This is a genomic window from Campylobacter sp. CNRCH_2015_0814, from assembly GCF_025772765.1.
Lineage (GTDB): Bacteria > Campylobacterota > Campylobacteria > Campylobacterales > Campylobacteraceae > Campylobacter_D.
In genome coordinates this window covers 24,018-44,547 of the sequence record NZ_JAKMSR010000008.1, presented here as the reverse complement: position 1 = coordinate 44,547, position 20,530 = coordinate 24,018, and the positions used below count along the sequence as shown (strand labels likewise).

At 29.5% G+C, this 20,530-nt stretch carries 21 protein-coding genes; 4 read left to right on the top strand and 17 right to left on the bottom strand.

The annotated features are described in order from the left end of the window. Window positions 1-22 precede the first annotated feature (22 nt). Together L8X24_RS05725 and L8X24_RS05720 are read right to left on the bottom strand one after the other, a co-directional pair. On the bottom strand, window positions 23-1,417 hold the full coding sequence (locus tag L8X24_RS05725) for an anaerobic C4-dicarboxylate transporter (RefSeq protein ID WP_263663985.1): 1,395 nt from the start codon (window positions 1,415-1,417) through the stop codon (window positions 23-25). Window positions 1,418-1,547: 130 nt separating this feature from the next. Continuing rightward, on the bottom strand, window positions 1,548-2,816 hold the full coding sequence (locus L8X24_RS05720) for a M20/M25/M40 family metallo-hydrolase (RefSeq protein WP_263663984.1): 1,269 nt from the start codon (window positions 2,814-2,816) through the stop codon (window positions 1,548-1,550). A 53-nt stretch (window positions 2,817-2,869) separates the two neighbouring features. Between L8X24_RS05720 and L8X24_RS05715 the strand changes: the two genes are divergently transcribed. Continuing rightward, entirely contained in the window at window positions 2,870-3,394 is a 525-nt protein-coding gene (locus L8X24_RS05715; RefSeq protein ID WP_263663983.1) for a thermonuclease family protein, read from the top strand. 8 nt (window positions 3,395-3,402) lie between these two features. Further along, the gene (locus L8X24_RS05710; protein ID WP_039668212.1) at window positions 3,403-3,588 is read left to right on the top strand and encodes a hypothetical protein; all 186 of its coding nucleotides are present in this window, start codon (window positions 3,403-3,405) and stop codon (window positions 3,586-3,588) included. Here L8X24_RS05710 and L8X24_RS05705 read toward each other — a convergent pair. From L8X24_RS05705 to abc-f, 8 genes are all read right to left on the bottom strand, one after another. Continuing rightward, window positions 3,568-4,131 carry a hypothetical protein gene (locus L8X24_RS05705; RefSeq protein WP_263663982.1) on the bottom strand — a complete coding sequence of 188 codons (564 nt, stop codon included), beginning with the start codon at window positions 4,129-4,131 and terminating at the stop codon, window positions 3,568-3,570. The two genes, L8X24_RS05710 and L8X24_RS05705, sit on opposite strands and share 21 nt — an antisense overlap. A 2-nt stretch (window positions 4,132-4,133) precedes the next feature. Continuing rightward, window positions 4,134-5,009, bottom strand: a complete 876-nt coding sequence (gene cmoB, locus L8X24_RS05700; protein ID WP_263663980.1) for a tRNA 5-methoxyuridine(34)/uridine 5-oxyacetic acid(34) synthase CmoB — start codon at window positions 5,007-5,009, stop codon at window positions 4,134-4,136. Window positions 5,010-5,046: 37 nt separating this feature from the next. Then, entirely contained in the window at window positions 5,047-5,796 is a 750-nt protein-coding gene (locus L8X24_RS05695; RefSeq protein WP_263663979.1) for a flagellin, read from the bottom strand. 33 nt (window positions 5,797-5,829) lie between these two features. Then, complete coding sequence (locus L8X24_RS05690; protein WP_263663978.1) at window positions 5,830-6,297, bottom strand: DUF4149 domain-containing protein; 468 nt, start codon at window positions 6,295-6,297, stop codon at window positions 5,830-5,832. A 29-nt stretch (window positions 6,298-6,326) separates the two neighbouring features. Beyond that, a complete protein-coding gene (locus tag L8X24_RS05685) occupies window positions 6,327-7,127 on the bottom strand; it encodes a HemK/PrmC family methyltransferase (protein ID WP_263664025.1) in 801 nt (266 codons plus the stop codon). Next, window positions 7,127-8,314 carry a M48 family metallopeptidase gene (locus L8X24_RS05680; RefSeq protein ID WP_263663977.1) on the bottom strand — a complete coding sequence of 396 codons (1,188 nt, stop codon included), beginning with the start codon at window positions 8,312-8,314 and terminating at the stop codon, window positions 7,127-7,129. The genes L8X24_RS05685 and L8X24_RS05680 overlap by 1 nt, the downstream gene beginning before the upstream one ends. 100 nt (window positions 8,315-8,414) lie before the next feature. Further along, window positions 8,415-10,490 (bottom strand): autotransporter outer membrane beta-barrel domain-containing protein, encoded by a 2,076-nt coding sequence (locus L8X24_RS05675; protein ID WP_263663976.1) that lies wholly within the window; start codon window positions 10,488-10,490, stop codon window positions 8,415-8,417. A 252-nt stretch (window positions 10,491-10,742) separates the two neighbouring features. Then, window positions 10,743-12,668: a ribosomal protection-like ABC-F family protein gene (abc-f, locus tag L8X24_RS05670; RefSeq protein ID WP_263663975.1), complete on the bottom strand. Its 1,926-nt coding sequence runs from the start codon at window positions 12,666-12,668 to the stop codon at window positions 10,743-10,745. Between the two features lie 71 nt (window positions 12,669-12,739). Between abc-f and L8X24_RS05665 the strand changes: the two genes are divergently transcribed. Next, on the top strand, window positions 12,740-13,870 hold the full coding sequence (locus L8X24_RS05665; protein WP_263663974.1) for a metallophosphoesterase: 1,131 nt from the start codon (window positions 12,740-12,742) through the stop codon (window positions 13,868-13,870). Then, window positions 13,871-14,680 carry a phosphatidylserine decarboxylase gene (locus L8X24_RS05660; protein WP_263663973.1) on the top strand — a complete coding sequence of 270 codons (810 nt, stop codon included), beginning with the start codon at window positions 13,871-13,873 and terminating at the stop codon, window positions 14,678-14,680. On the opposite strand, the gene L8X24_RS05655 is transcribed toward L8X24_RS05660, so the two are convergent. The 7 genes from L8X24_RS05655 to L8X24_RS05625 are packed head-to-tail and all read right to left on the bottom strand — an operon-like array spanning window position 14,655 to window position 20,451. Then, window positions 14,655-14,945, bottom strand: coding sequence for a FlhB-like flagellar biosynthesis protein (locus L8X24_RS05655; RefSeq protein WP_012661291.1), 291 nt, complete (start codon window positions 14,943-14,945; stop codon window positions 14,655-14,657). The two genes, L8X24_RS05660 and L8X24_RS05655, sit on opposite strands and share 26 nt — an antisense overlap. Window positions 14,946-14,947: 2 nt before the next feature. After that, the gene (locus L8X24_RS05650; RefSeq protein WP_263663972.1) at window positions 14,948-16,909 is read right to left on the bottom strand and encodes a flagellar hook-length control protein FliK; all 1,962 of its coding nucleotides are present in this window, start codon (window positions 16,907-16,909) and stop codon (window positions 14,948-14,950) included. After that, window positions 16,899-18,092, bottom strand: coding sequence for an MFS transporter (locus L8X24_RS05645; RefSeq protein ID WP_250325593.1), 1,194 nt, complete (start codon window positions 18,090-18,092; stop codon window positions 16,899-16,901). Before L8X24_RS05645 ends, L8X24_RS05650 begins: the two co-directional genes overlap by 11 nt. Next, window positions 18,089-18,574: a hypothetical protein gene (locus L8X24_RS05640; RefSeq protein WP_263663971.1), complete on the bottom strand. Its 486-nt coding sequence runs from the start codon at window positions 18,572-18,574 to the stop codon at window positions 18,089-18,091. Before L8X24_RS05640 ends, L8X24_RS05645 begins: the two co-directional genes overlap by 4 nt. Continuing rightward, window positions 18,558-18,836, bottom strand: a complete 279-nt coding sequence (locus L8X24_RS05635) for an AtpZ/AtpI family protein (protein ID WP_257906551.1) — start codon at window positions 18,834-18,836, stop codon at window positions 18,558-18,560. Before L8X24_RS05635 ends, L8X24_RS05640 begins: the two co-directional genes overlap by 17 nt. Next, entirely contained in the window at window positions 18,833-20,110 is a 1,278-nt protein-coding gene (hemL, locus tag L8X24_RS05630; RefSeq protein WP_263663970.1) for a glutamate-1-semialdehyde 2,1-aminomutase, read from the bottom strand. Before hemL ends, L8X24_RS05635 begins: the two co-directional genes overlap by 4 nt. Beyond that, window positions 20,107-20,451, bottom strand: a complete 345-nt coding sequence (locus L8X24_RS05625) for a c-type cytochrome (protein ID WP_263663969.1) — start codon at window positions 20,449-20,451, stop codon at window positions 20,107-20,109. The genes hemL and L8X24_RS05625 overlap by 4 nt, the downstream gene beginning before the upstream one ends. Window positions 20,452-20,530: the final 79 nt, after the last annotated feature.

The following is a 20,530-nucleotide window of genomic DNA, read 5'->3' as shown; positions in this document are numbered from 1 at the left end:
CTTTAAAACAAGCCCTTTGATTTTATAAATATCCTGCACCTAAAGCTAAGAAATAACCCACTATACAAGAAACAATTACACCAATTAAACCTGGCAAGATGAAGCTGTGATTGATAACAAATTTACCTATTTTTGTAGTACCTGATCTATCAAATTGTATAGTTGCAAGATCGCTTGGATAGGTTGGTAAAATATAATATCCATAGCAAGCTGCTGCAAAAGCAATGATAATACCTGGTTCAACACCAATTCCTAATGCAAGTGGCACAAAAGCTGCAATTGCTGCTGCTTGAGAATTAACAAATTTAGAAATTAATAAAAGCATAACTGCATAAGTCCAAGGGTGCTCTATAACAATATTTCCTAAAGATTCTTTCATCATAGGAGTGTGTACTGCAAACATAGTATCTGCCATCCAAGAAATTCCAAAAACAGCTACTAAAGCTATCATACCTGATTTAAAAATTTCATTTTTTGCAATTTTACTTGCATCAAGCTTAGTAAAGATGATAAGTGCCGCACCTGCTAAAAGCATAAACATTTGAATTACTGCAACCATATTCATAGGTTTAGTAACGCCTTTTGAGGTAAATTGTGGTCTAAGTTCTGGGAAGGCTCCAAGTATAGCCACTATTGCAATAGCACCTAAGAAAATCCACATAGCTACCCATTGAATAGTTGGAAGTTTTTGTCCAAGAAGAGTTTTGCTATCACCATAGATGTATTCTCTTTGTTCTGGATCTTTAATTCTAGCTTGAAATTCTTCATCTTTATCAAGATCTTTTCCTCTAAACCAAGAAAAAATTCCTATAGCTAAAACGCCCACTAAAGTAGAAGGTATAGTAATAGCAAGTAAATCTACATAGCCATCAAATCCTGCTAAAGGATGTTTATTAATTTCTGGATTTAAAAGTAATGCGGTTAAACTTACAACAGCAACTGAAACAGGACTTGCTATAACTCCAAGTTGAGAAGAAATGCTAGAAGCAGCCATTGGTCTTTCTGGGCGTATGCCATTTTTAATAGCAATGTCATAAATAATAGGCATCATAGTATAAACAACATGTCCGGTTCCACAAAGCATGGTCAGAAAGCAAGTTACAAAAGGAGCTAAGATGGTTAAAAATTTAGGATTTTTTCTTAAAACTCTTTCTGCAATTTGCAACATTACATCTAAACCACCACTAGCTTGTAAAGTTGCACTAGCAACAACAACAGCTAAGATAGTAAGCATAACATCAATAGAAGGTTTTCCAGGTGCTACAGCAAAACCAAAACTTAAAACTAATAAACCTATACCGCCTAACAAACCTAGAGCGATACCGCCTTTTTTTGCCCCATAAAAAAGACAAATGAGAACTACGGCTAGTTGGATACTAAATTGAGTGCCTTCGCTAAGGCTAGTTAGCATTTCCATACTCTCTCCTTGTTTTTAAAATATGCGAGAGTATAGTGTAAGTTTTATTAATAGTAAATAAAATTTTTTCTTATTTAAATAAATATTTACCAATATTTTGAATTTGTTTGTCAAAATATTGGTTTTTTGCTTATTGGTAATTTTTTAAGACAGCAAAAAGAATTTTGCTGATTTTTTCAATAGAAGCTATTTCACATTTTTCATCTGTTGAGTGAGGGCTATGGATATTTGGGCCTATGGAGCAACATTCTAGTGGTTGTTTTTCACTTATAATACCACATTCTAAACCAGCATGTATAGTATAAAGCTTGGCGTTTGGATTTTCTTTTTTGAAATAACTTAGAATTTCTTCTCCAAAATTAGTATCTTTGTTGGTCCAAGGCGGATAAAAATTTGCACTTGCAACTTCACAATTTTGCATTTTAAAATAAGTTAAGGTTTCAAATTCTATATTTTTAAGCTCTTGTAAATCATTCGACCTTGCAAAAAGTTCAAAATGAAATTTACCTTCTTTTTCGTAAGCTAATGAAAGATTGATACTTGTTTGGACTAAATTTAATTGATGATTAAAAGTTCTAACACCTTGCGCAAAAGCATTGATAAGATTTAAAATGATTTGAGAATTTTTATAATATGTCCTTTTGATTTTACCTATATAATTCACTTTAAAATGATTATTTTCTTTTGGGGGATTTTTAAAAAATGCTATGATTTTAGCATGTTTTGGTATAGAGTTGATTCTCTCACCTGCACTAAATTCACAAAGCTCACCTTGGTTTTGAGTGATAAAATAACTTGCTTCTTTAATAGAAGATTTAATATTTTTAACAATATCAATCCCTGAATGCCCACCTTTAAAATCAATTGCTTCTATTTCATAGCATTCACCTTCTTTTTCGCCTATTTCTAAGTTTAAACTAGCAAAAATATCCACACCGCCAGCGCAACCTATAACAACTTCATCATCACTCTCATGATCTAAATTTAATAGTTTGTTTGAAATCAAAGCATGTGTAAGATTATTTGCTCCACAAAGGCCAACTTCCTCATCATTGGTAAAAAGACATTCAATATTTTCAAAGTCTTTTAAAGCTTGCATCATTAATGATACTCCTATGCCATTATCTGCACCCAAGCTCGAGTTTTTGGCCTTTAAATATCCATTTTCTTCATACATTTGTATATTAGGAGCCTCTCCCATGCAAACCATATCATAATGACTTTGTAAACAAATTTTAGGTTTTCCTTTATATGCATGGATATTACCTGCTTTATCAACGTTTACTCGGCAATTTTGACTTTTGGCAAAATCAATAAGAAAATTTTTTAATTCTTCAGTATGGAAACTACAATGAGGTATTTGAGTAATTTGTTTAAAATTTTGTATAATTTCTTGCATAAAATCTCCTTTTTGTTGTAATTATGGCATATTTTTATATAGATGAGGTTTAAATGAAAATTTCTCAAAAGCAAATTAAACTACTAATAACTTTACTAAAAGATCCAAAGAAATTTTTAATTGCACTTTTTTTATTTGCTTTTGCTTATATTTTAAATTATGATAGTGGCTCATACATTAATGCTAAAGTAAGTCGTGTAGTAGATGGGGATACTATTGAGGCTAAATTTGAAGATGAAAAACTTAAAATTAGACTTTTTGGTATAGATGCACCTGAAAGTGATCAAGCTTATGGAAAGATGGCTGCGCAATTTTTAAATGCAATTGTCTTGAATAAAGAAGTGGTTTTGAATGTAAAAGATGAGGATAAATATGGTAGAATTTTAGCCATTGTGTATTTAAATGATAAAGATATCAATCAAGTTATGGTTAAAAATGGTTTTGCTTGGGCTTATGAACATTATAGTGATTTATATGTAAATGAGCAAAATTATGCCAAAGAAAATAAAAAAGGTTTATGGGTAGATGAAAATCCTATAGAGCCTTACAAATGGCGTAAACAAATAAGATTAAAATAGGAAAAGAGATGTTTAAAAAAATATTTTTCATTGGATTTTTAGCATTATTTTTTGGTGGTTGTTTTGTAAATGAAAGAGGAATTTCAAACCGCTTTTATGATGATTGTAAAGAATATTATGATGCAAGCGGGACTTACCATAAAGAATGCCCAAAGAATTGGGTGGATTTACCTTTAACCCCCGATTCCTTTTAAAACAGCATTTAATTCCTCTGGAGTAGCATCTTGCTTGGAGGTTTCTTGTTGGTTTTGACTGCTAGAGCTTGTGCTTTGACTTTGTTTTAATTTAAATATATGATCATCTGTGGTGATTACTTGAAAAGATGCATCGAAAATTTTAATATCATTTACAAAGCCAACTACTTTAACCTCTCTTTTTCTTGAATCATCGCTAAATAGAGCACTTGCTTCAAGATTTAAAACATCTCCAACTTTTAAAGGCGCATAAAAAAAGCTTCTTGAGCCTATTAAGACGCTAAATTCTTTATTGATTGCAGCTTGAGCTATATAATTTGCCGCGTTAAATACAAAACCACTATGCACTAATCCTAGCTCATCTACTGCCATATCATGGGTTGTGATTAAGATACCTTTAGCAAAGTTTTTTTCTATATGAGAAATGCTTCCTGCTAAAGCATTATTTATCCCTGGACAAGTGATAAGTTCTGATTTAATGCGATTTAATTCTTCAGGGTCTATTAGCTCTTCTATAGTAACAGCACTTACTGTTCTTGCCATTTTTACACCTTTAATTTAACATAAACTCTTTTTGGTGCTTCATAGCCTTCACAAGTTAAATTTGAGTCATTTTCGTCTAAAAATTGATCTAAAGAATAAGAATCAATCCATTGCGTTTTTCTTTGTTCTTCAAAATCAGTTTGTTTAGTTGCTATAACTTCAAAATCACTAAATCCAGCTCTATAACACCAATTTCTTAAACCCAATATCGACGGAATAAAAAAAATATTTGATATTTTTGAATAAGTTTTTTGAGGAATAAGTGCAATTTCTCTTTCATCTTCTATGTACATAGTATCTAAAAAGACTACACCATCTTTATTTAAAGATTGCTTGAGTTGTTTTAGCATGGCTATAGGATCACTGCGATGATAAATTACGCCAAGACAAAAAATTACATCAAATTTTATGCCATAATTTGGTACATCAGCCACGCCTAAAAGCTCATATTGTATAGGAGTTTTTGCAATAGAGTTTAAAAGTAAAAATTGCAAATAATACTTAATAGAAGGATCAAAACCTATGAGTTTTGAAGGATTAAATTCAAGCATTTTAAACATATAATAACCATTATTACAACCAATATCCGCAACCACTTTGTCTTTGATTTCTTGCATATAAGGCTTTAATATGTTAAATTTAATAAAACTTTGCCACTCTGTATCTATGAACAAATCATTGATTTTAAAAGGTCCTTTGCGCCAAGGTTTTAATTCCAAGGCAATGTCCTTAATCTCATTATCTAAGCTTTTATCACAAAAAATATCAAAACTTTCATTTATAAGGTAATTTGAGTTTTGAACTTTTGTGCCAAGTTTTTGAATTTTTTCATATAAAGGATGTTTTAAAACTTGCTTTAATAAAGCATTATCTTGCATATTTTTCCTTAAAAAACTCCCTTATTTGGGAGTTTTATTATTGAAGTAGGCTTGCTAGTTTAGTTTGTAGCATTACATTTGAGTGAGCATTTGCAAATAAAAATGCATTTTCTTTTAGGTAATTTGCATTAAAATCATTGATATTTTGTGCTAAGTCATTATTTTGCAATTTACTTTCAGCTTCTTTAGTGTTAATACTAGTTTGCAAAGATGAGTTGATATTAGAATGGATAGCATTGATCCCAGCACCAATATCTGCGCGTAAAGAACCTACTTGATCTTGAAAATCACGAATTCCATCTTGGTTTTCAAGGCTTAAATTTGCTGTGCTTGGTTGATTTAAATTGATACTTTCAACCCCAGATCCAACAACAAAATCCATACTTTGGAAAACATTTTTTCCATTAAAAGTTGCATTTGAAAATGCATCATTGATTGAGCTGATGAGTTTATTTGCTTCGGTATTTAGCATACTTTTTTGTCTATCATTTAATGCAGCACTATTTGAGCGTACTGAAAGTTCATTAAGTCTATCTGCAGTAGCTGAGATATTATTTAGCGCTGAGTCTGCAATTTGCAAAACACCCACTGAATCATAAGCGTTTAAAATACCTTGATCTATAGTGCTATACTGACTTCTTAAAGAATCAGCTATGGCTAAATTTGCCCCATCGCTCCCGTCTATAGCACGCATTGCGACTATATTTTCTAAAGCTTTTTCTTGGCTTTTTTGAGCTTGATTTAAGTAATGGTTTTGTTGAGTTGTTCCTATATCGCCTATTTTCATCTTTGACTCCTTTTAAAGACTTATTTTATTATATCACTTTTTTGTTTTAAAATTTAAAAAAAACAAAATTACTTGTGATAACATGATAATTTTCATCACAACTTCACTTGCACCATGAATTTTTATAAATTCTTGAGTCTTAGTTGCTTCTTCTCCTAAGCTTTGTGCTTCTAAAACATAAGCAGTGAAGTAAAATACAAAAAGCAAACTTAGTGCCAAAATGATCAAAGAAAGCATAAATTTTGAAAAATTTATTTTAAAAGTTAAATTTTTATCCTTAAATGAGAAAATTTCCATTAAAGTAGATAAAACACTCACACCTAGCAAAACATAACCAAATTGCACAAAAATGTGTGTCATTAAAAGTCCGCTTTGAAAATGAGTTAAAACCCCTTCGCCTATGAATTTAGCAGGATAAAATATAGTCGGAGCTAAAAATACACCTATGCTAATTTCAATCCCAATTAAACTTGCTAGTAAAAATAAATATATTGATTTCATATTTTCTCCTATAAAAAGATAATTATAGTCTAATTTTTTAAATTCCACGCAACAAAGGCTCTATCAAATCCATTATAATCTTGATAAAAAGTAGCTTTAAAATCATTTTCTTCTAAAATTTCATTTAAAATTGCTTTTTGATCATAGCCAAACTCACACGCTAAGACTTTTGTGTTATGATTTTTGGCAAAAAGGATAATTTCATGTAAAATTTCCCAACCTTTATCCCCGCCAAATAAAGCATTATGCGGTTCATTTTGCACCCATTTATCTAAAGGATAGTCATTTTTAATATAAGGAGGATTAGAAAAAATAAAGTCAAAATTTCCTTGCATAGTTTTAAAATCACAAAGTTGAAAATTAATTAAATTTGAAACATTATGAAAATCTGCATTTTTTTTAGCAAGCTCTAGCGCCTTTGGATTGATATCGCAAGCTTGTATGAAAATTTGCTTTAACTTTGCTAGAGAGATACTTAAAATTCCACTCCCAAAGCCGATCTCAAGTATATTTTTAAAAGAGTTATGATCTAAAATTTCTAAGCATCTTTCAAGTAATATTTCACTATCAAAACGCGGTATTAAAACCCCTTTTTCAATAAAAAAATCTAAACCATAAAACTGTGTTTTTTGAAATAAATACTCAAAAGGCTCGCCATTTAAAAATTTATCTACGTATTCTAAAAAAACTTTTTCATCGATTTGAAATTCAGGATTTAAAAAAATCCAAGCCTTATCTTTTTGTAAAAGCTCACAAAGAATAAAAAGTATATATTCTTTGTGAGTAGGATCTTTTGCGTAAGCTTGCTTTAAAGCTTGTTTGATTGAAATCATTGCAAAGCTTTGATTCTATCGTAAATACAAGGATGGCTTAGATGAAAGAAGGTATAAATTTTACTTGTTTTAACAAAGGCTTTATTTTCTTTTGCTAAGGCTATGAGGGCATTTTTCATATCTTCTTTAGAACTTAGTTTTGCTCCATGTAAGTCAGCATTAAATTCATTTTTTTGACTCATTTTATTAAGTAGCGGGGAGATAATAAAAGTAAAAATATTTCCAAAAATCAATAAAAGCGCAAAAACTCCAGCATTTACTCCATCTAAATGACTTTCAATATAAAAAAAGCTTGGTAAATGTGCAAAGATGAAAAATAAAGTAAAAAGCATCAAAGCACTAGAAAATAACATTTTTAGTAAATCTTTATGCACAAAATGTCCTAGCTCATGACCTAAAACAGCGATGAGTTCTTTTTCTTTTAAAGCATTTAAAAGTGTATCAAAAAGCACCACTCTTTTACTTTTAAATAAACCGCCAAAATAAGCATTTAATCTTTTATCCCTTTTACTTGCATCGATAACATAAACACCATTTGCACTAAAGCCACATTTTTGCATTAAATTGGTGATTTTTTCTAATAAATTTTCATCTTCAAGTTTTTTCATTTTATTAAACATAGGTGCAATAAGAGTAGGGTAGATGAGATTTATAATAAGTATGATTATAAAGCTTAAAGCAAAAGCAACAATCCACCAGTATGTGTTAAAAAATTCAAAGCAAAACACTAAAGCATAGATAATTAAAAAGCCAAAAATAAGCATTAGGGCTAAAGATTTAATGCTGTCTTTAATAAAAAGTGTTAAAGTCATATTTGAAAAGCCGTGTTTTTTATCTTTTATAAAGCTTTCATAATAACTAAGTGGTAAATTTAAAATACTAATAATCAATAAAAATGTAAGTAAAAATAAAGTATTTTCTAAAGTAGAATTTTCTTTTATAAAAATTTCTTTTAAATATAAAAAGCCAAAGCTCATCCAAGAAATATTAATTATCAGATTATAAAGATTAGAAAAGATTTTGTATTTTTCATTTTCTATGGCGATATTTGCAGCATTTTTATAATCATGCTCATTTAAAATAATTGCTTGCTTTTCTCTTTCTTTTTTTAAAAAAGAAATTTGCATATAAGATATAAAAATCAAAAAGGCCGTGTAAATACATAAAATAGATATTAAAGTCATAATTTTTCCATGTAATTTTTTTAAAAGTATGCAATAAGAAAGTAAATAAGCATAGGTAAATTTACCTATGCTTGTATAAGAAGAATTCTTTTTTTACTAATTAGAATGAGTATTTAACACCAATGTTACCAGTTACATAAGTTTCATCAGTATCATCATCTTTGTTGCCTAGGATTTGTTTAGCACCTATGCTTAAATCAACAGAGAATCTATCTGTTACGCTAATGTTACTTCCGATAAGGATTTTACCAAAAGTTTTATCTTTTTCAGCACCAGCTACATGGTAATTCATGTTACTTCCTGTGAAATGTCCTTTAAAGTCATTTCCACTTGTAGCAAAGAATTGTTCAATTTTTGGAGTGATATAGAAATAGCTACCGCCATCAAAACCTTTTCTAAATTCTGCTCCAATTTCAGCACTCGCTGCAAAGCTGTCCATTGAGTCAACTTGCTGAGCCCAAAGACCATTTTCTGTATAATCTGGAGTTTTTCCATAGTAAACATTTAATCCAACCAATGGTTTAATATCAAATTTATCACCCATATTAAATACATATCCATATGCACCGCTTGCACCTAAGAAAGTTTGAGTATAGTCAGATTTATTGCTGGTTCCATTTAAAAATCTTTCTTGATCTGTATAGCTAAATTGTGCATATGTTTTGATGTCAAATTCATGTTGCCCATTTGTTATTCTTGAATACGCACCAAATTGTAAATTGTCTGCATCTTGACTGATAGAATTGTAGTTTAATTTAGAGTCAGCATAAGTTAAATATGCTCCAAATAATACTGAATCACTAAATTGTCTATCTATACCTAGTGTAATACCATATACAGAGTCGCTTTCGCTACCTATCATATTTGCTCCACCAAATGCATTAGACCAAACACTGTTTTCGCCTTGATTTCTATCTTGCATCATTCTAGTTGAAATAGCCATTTCATTAGCTAGGTTGATAACTTGGATAGCGCCTTGGCGATTAGAGTTATTTGCACTTTCTCTAGCTGAATTTACTACATTTTTAGCCTGTTGTGCATTTCCTACCATAGCATCGGTTAAAGCACTACCTGCTGCTTGTTGTCTGTTTGATGTTAAGATTGAACCTAATACAGCATCAATTTGACTATTAAATGCAGGTGATTTATCGTTTGCATTGATTGCATTCATTTTGCCTGTTAAATCTCTAATTATTTGTTGGTAGTCTGCTTTAGTGAAATCTTGTTTTGCATCCGCCTTTGGTTGAACACCAGGTGCTTCATTCATCAATCTTGTATATTCGGCAATCATAGATTCTAAAGCTAATTTTTGAGCTTCTTTTAAAGACTTAGCAAGACCATTTTCTTTAATGTTTTTATTCCAAGCTTTTGTATCAACATTAGCACTGATATATAGAGAATTTCCTACTACTTTTATTTCGTGGTCTACATTTTTTATATTTACCTTTATTGAGTCAAAACTTTCGTTATATTTTTTAGCTTCTTCTGCACTTAGTCCAAGAGCATCTGCTGTTGATATAGCTGTATAAACACCTGCTGTATTTGAAGTTGTAATGTTTTTATTAAAACCACCATCAGCACTTAGTAAAAAGATACCGTTTTCACTTACTGGAGCATTGGTAGCGCTAAATGTTGAGTTTGTTATATTTGCTTTTCCAGTTATATGAAAGCTATGGTTACCATAAAAGTCAAGACTTGCATTTGTTGCAGAAAAATTACCTTTTACTAGTAAAGAACCATTTGCACTTTGACTCCCTAAAGTACCATTGCTAATAAAAAGATCAGCACCGTTAAGCAGAGCTAGATTTCCTTCTATAACCCCAGTATTGCCTACATTTAATGAAGTATCTTGACCTAAAGCATTATTTTTACCATCAAAAATTATTTCTTTTGCTTTTATATTAAAAGAATAAAATTTATCTTTTTCTCCATCAAAATAATGACCAATTTCTGCATCTTGACCATTAGCGCCAACGTTAAATGTGCTTTTAGCTGCATCTATATTTAAGTGATTAATGAATTTGTTTGTTTTACCATCAAAACTAGACCCAATGACGGAAGAGATATCGTAGATAGAACCTGTATCTTTATCTACTATGAAAGAATAATTTCCATTTTTATTTTCGTCTTTTAAGTTAGCATCACCAAACGGTATACCCCCCCCCCATAACGGCATGAGCTGAACTAGCTACCATAGTAGCAACGCAAGCTGATAGAAAAATTTTTCTTGAATTTTTCATCATTTAACTCCTCAATAAAATAATATTTTGAAATGATATTATATCTTTATATATATTAAAAAATAATAAATAATAATAAATAATATAATGAATAAATTTTTTATATATGTTATAAAAAAACTAAACAATATTAAATTAACTTTTTTATAGTACAAACAAAGATTAAGTTTTTTTAAATATCTTATCTATCAAAATTTTTCAAGAATTTTAAAATACTCTTCTTCTAAAACAATCAAAATTTCTTCTTTTTCTTTTAATTCTTCATAAAGTTTATTGATTCCGATTTTCTGATAAAACTCAGGATTTGATAGAGCATTTTTTATTTCTTTTATTTCTTCTTCTAATTTATGAATTTTATCAGGATATGAGTTTAAAATTTCATTTTCTTTATAGCTTAGTTTTTTACTTGATTTTTCTTTTGTTTTTACACTTGTTGTGGTGTTTGTTTCTAAACTTTTAGAAAATTCTTCAAAGTCCTTGTATTCTTTTTCATTTTCTAAATATTCACTATAAGAAAGAACTTCTATATTAATATTGGCATTTTCTTCAAAAGCATAAAGTTTAGTTGCTATTTTATCAACAAAATATCTATCATGTGATACAAGCAAAATCGCACCTTCAAAAGAAAGTAAATACTCTTCTAAGATATTTATTGTAGCTATATCTAAATCATTTGTTGGTTCATCTAAGATTAATACATCATATTCTTTAGTAAAAAGCAAGGCTAGAGCAACTCTGTTTTTCTCGCCCCCACTTAACACACTCACACTTAGCTCTAAAAATTCTTTTGGAAATAAAAATTGTTTTAAATACCCATAAACATGCATATTTTTACCACGCACTTGAATATGATCACCGCCATTTGGGCAAAAAATTTCTAAAAGTTTTTTATCGGTATTGAGTAAGCTTCTGCTTTGATCAAAATAGCCTATTTTAACTTCACCTCTTTTAATTTCTCCACTATCAAGTGGAATTTGATCAAGTAAAATTTTTAAAAAAGTAGATTTACCACAGCCATTTTTACCTACTATGGCTATGCGTTCACCTTGTAAAATTCGTGCATTAAAGTCCTTAAAAAGTGTCTTGTTAGCGATAGATTTTGAGATATTTTTAAGTTCAAAAAGCATTTTTTTGCGGTTTTGACTTTGGGTTTGGTTGAAATTTTTACTTGCTCTTTTAATCTCAAGTTGTAAGCGTTTGATAGCTCCTGGGTTTTTCTTGGCTTCTTCACGCATTTTAAAAATGCGTTCTTTACGCCCTTCGTTGCGTTTAAGTCTAGCTTTAACTCCTCTTCTTAACCATTCTTCTTCACTTTTTAGTTGCTTAAGTAAGGTTTCATGACTTTTAGCTAAAGAAGCTAAAATAGCTGCTTTTTTTTCTAGATATTGCGTATATCCACCCTCAAAAATACTTAGTTTTCCTGCTTCTATTTCTACGCATTTTTGTGCTATTGCATCGATAAAATATCTATCATGGGAGATGAAAATAACACACATTTTAGAAGCTTTCAATCTTTCTTCTAAAAAGCTACTCATATATACATCTAGATGGTTGGTTGGCTCATCAAGCAATAATATATCAGGATTTTTCAGCAAAAGCGTGCAAAGTCCTACGCGCCTTATCTCTCCTCCGCTTAAAGAGCAAAGTGTTCTGTCTTTATACTCTAATAGTTTAAACTCTTCTAGTATTCTTTGTATTTTTTGGTCTAAATTCCATGCATCTTTTGAATCTATAAATAAACTTAATTCATCTACTTTTTTTAAATATTCTTTATTTTCGGGATCAAGAGCTAGTTTTTCGTTATAGTTTTCAAATTCTTTTAAGGCCTTGTAAATTTCTTCAAGTTCTTTTTTGATAGCCTCACTCACGCTTAAGGTGCTTTCAAAGCTTACTTGTTGGCTTAGCATACCTATGCTAGTGTTATTTTGTTTAATCACTCTACCGCTATCTAGTTTTAAAGTTCCCATAAGGGCTTTTAAAAAACTTGATTTTCCTTCGCCGTTTTTGCCTATAATGGCGATTTTTTCTCCTAAATTTGCACTAAAATTTGCATTTTCTAAAACTATTTTTGTATTAAATTTCTTATTTGCATCGATTAAATCTATTAAAGCCAAATTTCTTTCCCAAATGTTTTTTTGCGATTTTACTTTAAAAAGTATTAATTTTGCTTAAATAAAATTACACTATGAGAGTGTTTGTTTTTTTTACTTTATTGGTTTTATTTTTTGCTTTGGCAAATTGGTATATTTATAAAAGATTTTTAAGTAGGGTTGAATTTTTAAAACCTTATAAGAAGTTTGTATTAGCTTTTGTTTTAATAGTTTTTGCATGCGAATTAATCTTTTTTGTAAATATGCGTGGGGATTTTTTGCATGAAAAGCTTTATTATATTTTAGCTATTTTTCCTACTATTACTTGCTTTTTCTTGCTTTTTGGAGTGGTTTTTGAAATTGGTTCTTGGATTTTCTTTAACGAAAATAAAAAAGAGCAAATTTTTAGCCTTCAAAGAAGAAAGTTTTTAAAATTAATTTTTGATTCTTGGCTTATTATACTTAGCGTTAGTATGGTGTTTAAAGGCTTTGTAAATGCTATTAGCACACCTAAGGTTAATGAGGTAGATATTAAAATTAAAAATTTAAAAGAAGGTTTAAACATAGCTTTGCTTTCTGATGTGCATTTAGGGAAAAATTTAGGTGAAGATTTTTTAAAAACCTTAATTGATGAGGTTAATGCTTTAAATGTTGATATAGTCATTATAGCTGGGGATTTAATCGATGCAGATATAACTAGTATGTCTTATATTAATTTGTTAGAAAATTTTAAATCAAAATATGGTACTTATTTTGTTTATGGAAATCATGAGTATTATAATGATATAAATGCAATAAGCAAAAAGCTTAAAACGCTTAAAAATTTCAAAGTTTTAGAAGATGAAAGTATTGATTTTGGAGATTTTACTTTAAGTGGGACTTTGGATTTGGCTGCTAAACGTTTGGGCTTTAAAGAAAGCAATATAGAAAAAATTAAAACTCAAATCAATCAAGAAAAAGTTAATATTTTAATCACGCATCAGCCAAAATATGTAAAAACTTATGATGTGAGTGGGTTTGATTTGATTTTATCAGGACATACACACGCAGGACAAATTTTCCCTTTTTCTTTGCTAGTATATTTAGAGCAAGGCTTTGTGTATGGGCTTTATAAATTAAGCAAAGATAGTTTGCTTTATGTAAGCAGTGGGGCTGGATTTTGGGGGCCTGCTGTGAGATTTTTAGCTCCTAGCGAGATAGCTTTGATTAGATTAAAAGGAGAATGAGTGGGATTTAGCAATAGTGCTTCAAAAATGTTTGGAATCATAGCAAAATATAAATTTCCAAAAATCATACAAAAAAACATTAATAAAGTTTATGTAAATGCTTTTAATATCAATATGAGTGAATTTAAACCTTTAGAAGAATATGAGAGCTTAAATGCTTTATTTACAAGAATTTTGTTAAATGAGAGAGAATTAGAAGATGGCTTTGTAAGTCCAAGTGATGGTAAAATTTTAGAACTTGGAAGTAGTTTTCAAAATGATTTAAAAGAAAATTTAGCCTTTAGCATTAAAGGTTCAAGTTATAGCATAGAAGAGCTTTTAAAAAACTCAGCTAGCAAAGAAGAATTAGAAAATGGCATAGATTATGCAAATATTTATCTATCTCCAAAAGATTATCATCATTATCACGCACCTTGTAATATGCAAATTTTAAGTGCTACTTATATGAGTGGGGCTTTATTTAGTGTGAGTGAGGCAAAGTTAGCTAAGATTATAAACCTTTATACTAAAAATGAAAGAGTAGTTTTAAAGTGCTTAGTGGAGGGAAAATTTATACTTTGGATGGTATTTGTGGGTGCGCTAAATGTTGGTAAAATGTATTTTAGCTTTGATACTAGCATACAAACTAATGCTGCAAATTTTGATTTTACTCATACTTATGATGAGCTTTTTGTAAAAAAAGGTCAAAGACTTGGAAATTTTGAGCTAGGTTCGACGATAGTTTTAATCGCTCAAAAAGGGTTTTTAAAATTTAGTAAAAATGCTTATGAGCAAGTTGAATTTTCTAAGAAGATTGCGGACTTTGTTTAGTCTCATCTTCATTAGCAACTTTATATAAAAAGGCAAAAATTTCAGCCACTGCTTTATACATATTAGGTGGGATTTCATCACCTAAGTCAAGCTTGCTAAGAACTTCTACTAAGTCTTTATCCTCTTTTATGGGTATGCCATTTTCTTTGGCTAAAGAGATGATTTTAGCAGCGTTTTCACCTTTGGCATTAGCTAAGATTTTTGGTGCATTTTGATCTTCTTTGTTATAACCTAGTGCAACGGCTTTTTTTGTTTTTTTAGCCATTTTTAAGCCCTTGTATCAAAACCCATATTAAAGTCATTGTATTCTTCTTGATTGTGAAATTTGCTTTTAACTATATCGCTGATGAAAAAATTAGAGCTTAGAAGTCCTACTTTAACCAAGGCTTTTTTTAACTCATGTGCTCTTTCATAAAGTTTTTTTCTAAAATTAACATTTTCTATCATCATATTTATATCAATGTATTTATCATTACTTAGAGATAAAAATACATTGATTTTTCCTAATTTTTCAAATTCAAGATTAATTTGCGCATAAAATTTATCTTTTTTGCCACGTTTAAAAACTACATTAGATTTTTCTAAATCATCCCAAAAGAAAGGTAAAAAAGTATGAATACTATTATTAGCCAAAGATAAAAGCTGATTAAACTCAAGCTGAGCTATAAGACGATTTGCTTGATTTAGTATGCTTTCATTGTCTAAATTTTTAGCCAGATTAGAAACTTGCAAAAGAGTAGATTTAATGTCTTTTTGCAATTCTGAAGAAATTTCTGCGGTATCTTTTGGAGTAATTTTTCCAAGATCTTTTATAGAAAGTTCTAATTTTTTTTCTATATTTTTTATATCATCTAAAGAATTTTTTGCTTCATAATTTTTAGGATCTAAAGCTTTTAAAACCTCATTGAGTTTTCTTCCTATTAGGCCTAGTTCTTTGTTTAGGTTATTTAAAAGCTCTTCTTGTAAATTTTGACTAAAATTAAGATTTTTACTCACATTTTGTTTGAAAATATCTTCTAGTAAAATTTTACCTGAAGTACTTTTAAATATATCTTCTAATTTAGTGTTATTTGTTTGTAAATTTTGACTTTTGTTGTCATTTTTGCTTGGTTCTTCAGTATTTTTTTGTGGTGTTTTTTCTTCTTTTGTGTTTTGAATTTCTTTATCTTTTGTCGTGCTTTCTTTTTTTTGTTGAGTTTCTTTTTTGTCCTCTGTGTTTTTTTGCGGAGTTTTTATTTCCTCTTTTGATTCTTCTTTGATGTCTTTAGTATGTGGAGTTTTATTTAAATTTTCTTGTGTTATTTCAGTTTTGTTTTTGTGATTTTTTATGTCTTTTAAAAGTGTTATAAGATCTTTAATGCTTTGACTAAGTTCTTTTAGTATATGCGTATTTTGAATTTTTATATTTTCAGGTTTGGCTAGTTCTTTATTGATAAGTGCTAAATTTTTATTAAGATTTTTAATGAAATTATTAGCAATATTTTGTAGCTTTTCTTGGCTAATGGAGTTTGGATTTTTATTGATATAATTTTTAAAATTTTCTATTTTATCAAATAGTTTAAAAAGTGTCTTGTAGTTTGTATTTTCTAAGGAAATTTTATTATCTTTTTTGTGATTTTGTAAGATGTGAATAAGTTCTTTTAAGGTGCTTGTAGTATCAAGATTTTTAAGATCTAAATTACTTATATCGCGTTTTAGATTTTCGCTAGTAGCTCCTTTTATGGTATTTAAAAGATTAAAAAAGCTTTGTGGTAAATTTTGCTCTTTTAAAGAATGATTGAGTTTTGCTTCTAAAAATACACCTGAATTTTTTACCAAAGATGAAAGATTTTTATTGTTGATATCTTTAGCGGGTTTAACTAGATCTTCTAAAACTTTAAGTAGTTTTTCAAATTCAGGATTTTTAGAAAGCTCTGCTTGAAGTTTTTTAACTTCATTAGCAAAATTAGGTGCAAAATTTAAATCTTTGTGATTTTTTAATACTGCTAAATCAGGATCTTTGTTGGTTTTGATTTGATCTAAGAGTTTATTTAATAATTCTTGTAATTTTTGATCGATTTTGCTTACATAGTCTTTAGGTAATTTGACTTCAGGATCATTTTTAGAAAATAAAGGATTTTTTAAAGCATCGTTAAGTGAGGTTTTTTTGTCTGATTTCTCGCTTTTGTTGTCTTTGCTTGTTTCATTTTTTGCAAATTGATTTTGATTGTTAGAAATATTAGTTATCATCTAGCATTACCATATTACCTGGTTTTCTTTTAAATTTGGTCAGATTTTTAAATTTTGGTTTATCTATAGCAAAGGCAATTAAAACAGTTAATAAAACGATGTAAAAATACATAAAACCATTGCCTTCAAAATAATACATCAAAGTTCCAAGCACAGCAGGCGCAAATAAAGCACCAAAAGAATAAGTAAAAAGAACGGCTCTGCCAAGTTCAACTCTTTTGCTAGAATCTTCAAGCATGTCATTTGCTCTAGCTAAAGAAAGAGCATATAAACAACACATTCCCATACCCAGTAAAAAGCCAAAAAAGTATTTTAAATAAATATTATAGCTTAATAATAAAATACAAAGCATAGCACTTAAAGCCGTAAAAGCACATAAAATAATAGCAAATTTACGACTAATTTTATCAGAAAGGGTTCCGATGAAAAGTTGAGATATAAATCCTCCTAACATGGTACAAAATATAAAAATCGAAGCTTCTTTTGCGCCAAATCCTTGTATAAGTATAAATAAAGAAGCCATGGAGAAAAATCCATTTAAAAGCATACCTGCTATAAAGCTTGTCACTAAAGCTAAAGGCACTATATCAAAAACTTTAGGGATGGAAATTTTGGTTTTTTGTGGTAAAACCGGCTCTTTAATACGGATTAAAAATAAAGGAATAGAGGCAAACATAATAAAACTAGCGCTTAAAATAAATACTGTATTGCTTGGGAAGTCAAATGACATAAGTAAAATTCCAAAGCCTGATGATGAGTAAAATACTACTTCATAAAAGGCTATTACTCTTGAGCGAATAGCATTTTTTGCTTTTTCATTAAGCCATGATTCTATGACCATTAAAAGTGCATAGTAACAAAAACCAAGCAAAAATCTCAAAACCATCCAAAAATAAAGATTAGAGTTTAAACTATGAAGCATAGTAGCTATACCAAAAATGATGGCAAAAATTCCAAAAGATCTTATATGTCCTACTTTAGAGACTATCCTATGAGCACTAATAGTGCTTACCATAGCACCAAGAAAATAACAACTTCCTATTATCCCTATATAAAAATTACTAACATCGTTATGTTTTAAAATAATTGCTATAGAATTTACCGTTAAAGCACTTCCTATAAAAACAAAAATCATACCAAAAAACAATGCAGTTAATGATCTAATCGTTCTTTTTGAGCTCAACATTTTCTTATTAAAAAATTATATATTAATACCGCTATGGGTGTGACAAACATTGCACAAAACAAGGCAAAAATACTCATTAAGCCTTGAAACTCTAAAAATAAAAATCCTGCTATTAAAAACACATAAGCAAAAATTTTAAACAAAGAAAAAAAAGCTAATGCGTTTTTAAAAATACTTTTAAATTTTGGTTTTAAATCGTCATCTATATGGATAAATTTTATAATTTTTGGCAAAGAATATCGTTTTTTAGCAAAAATTTGCAAGGGTCTTTGAGTAAAAGTGTAATTTTTAGCAGCCTTATAAATAAAATTTTTGTAATTTAAAAAAGAAAATAAAATGATCAAATTTTGAGCTAAAAATCCAAATTCAAAACTGATGAATAATTCAAAGCTTATTCCTTTATAGAAAAAAACTCCTGCTAAGAAAAGTAAATTTAATCCTAGCAAGAGTTTTAGTAAAATTTTAGGCTTTAGGATCATTTTTTAAATCTTTATAGCGATTTTCTTCTTTAAATTCCTCATAGCTTTTTACTTGTGCTTTGTAAGCTTTGTAAACATTTAAAATCGCCGCAGCTACTCCTATAAACACTCCTACCCAAAAAAGCCAAGATATACCGGTTAAATTTTTTAAAAAATAGCCTATACCAACCCCGATTAAAACAGCTACAACCATGGATATACCAAGGCTTAATCCATCTGCAGCTTCTATACCTTTACGAATGATTTTTTGTCTTTTATTCATAGGGTTTTAAAACTTTCTTGTGCTGCTTGTATAGTTTTATCAATGATTTTTTTATCCATACATTCACATATAAAACCTGTTTCAAATTGAGATGGTGCCAAATACACGCCTTTGCTTAGCATTTGTGCATGAAATTTAGCAAATAATTTAGTATCTGATTTTAAAGCATCTTGATAATTATTAACAGGGTTTTCACAAAAGAAAAATCCAAACATAGAACCAACGCAATTAACTTGCAAAGGAATTTTACAATCATTTGCAGCTTCTTTAAAGCCTTGAGTAAGTCTTTTGCCTAGTTTTTCTAATTTTTCATATAAACCTTCATAATTTCTTGCTTTTTTTAAGCTCGCATAACCTGCAGCCATAGCAAGAGGATTGCCACTTAGTGTTCCTGCTTGATATACCCCGCCCAAAGGACTTAATAAATCCATAATTTCAGCTCTTGCAGCAAAAGCAGCCGCAGGCATACCTCCGCCTATAACCTTACCAAAAGTTACTATATCAGCTTTTATATTATTAATTCCAAAAGAGCCTAGGTATGAAGCTCTAAAACCACTCATAACTTCATCAAAAATTAAAAGAATTTGATGCTCGTCACATAGTTTTCTTAGCTCTTGTAAAAATTCTATTTTAGCAGGTACTAAGCCCATGTTTCCTGCAATTGGCTCTATAATGATACAAGCTATATTATCATCGTTATTGATTAAGTTTTTAACACTATCAATGTCATTATAAATAGCTACTAGAGTATTTTTAGCTACATCGGTTAAAACACCTAAAGAACTTGGGGTGTTAAAAGTAGCTGCACCACTTCCAGCACTTACTAGTAAAGAATCAGAATGCCCATGATAACACCCTTCAAATTTGATGATTTTATCTTTTTTGCTAAATCCTCTTGCAAGACGAATAGCACTCATAGTAGCTTCTGTGCCACTACTTACAAAGCGTATTTTGTCTAAATGCGGCCAATCTTTTAGGATAAATTTAGCTAATTTAGTTTCAGCTAGGGTTGGTGCGCCAAAGCTTGAACCATGTTCTAAAGCTTTTTTACAAGCTTTTTCAATATCCTCATCACAATGTCCAAAAAGTAAAGGTCCCCAGCTTTGTACATAATCTATATAAGTATTATCTTCTATATCGCTAATATAAACACCTTTTCCTTGCTTGATAAATAAAGGATTGCTACCTACACTTGCAAAAGCACGCACAGGAGAATCAACCCCACCTGCTATATATTCACAAGCTTCTTCAAAGGCCTTTTTATTATTTTTCATTTTTTACTCCTTTTGTTGTTAGTAATATAATCATAAAGCGATTTCATCTCATCTTCTGTTAATGAGTAAGTTGGCATAATGCTTTTTGCCTCTTGAGGTTGACTTAGAATTTCTCTAAAACGTGTATAAGGAGTGTTTTTAATACTTGGCACTATAAAAGGAATTTTTTCTCCATTTTTAGTATAATATCCTAGTATTTGTTGACCTCCATCACCATGACATTTAGCACAACTTATGCCTCTTGGATTTTTGTAAAGGGATTCTTGGTATTCTTTAGGTGAGATAAAATCTTCAGCCCAAATACCATAAACTATAAAAAACAAAAATAAAATAATTTTCATTTATCACCTTTAACAAAAAAAGAAGTTTTATTATGATACAATTTTTTAAGTTAAAGAAAGCTATAAATTTAAGGAAAGA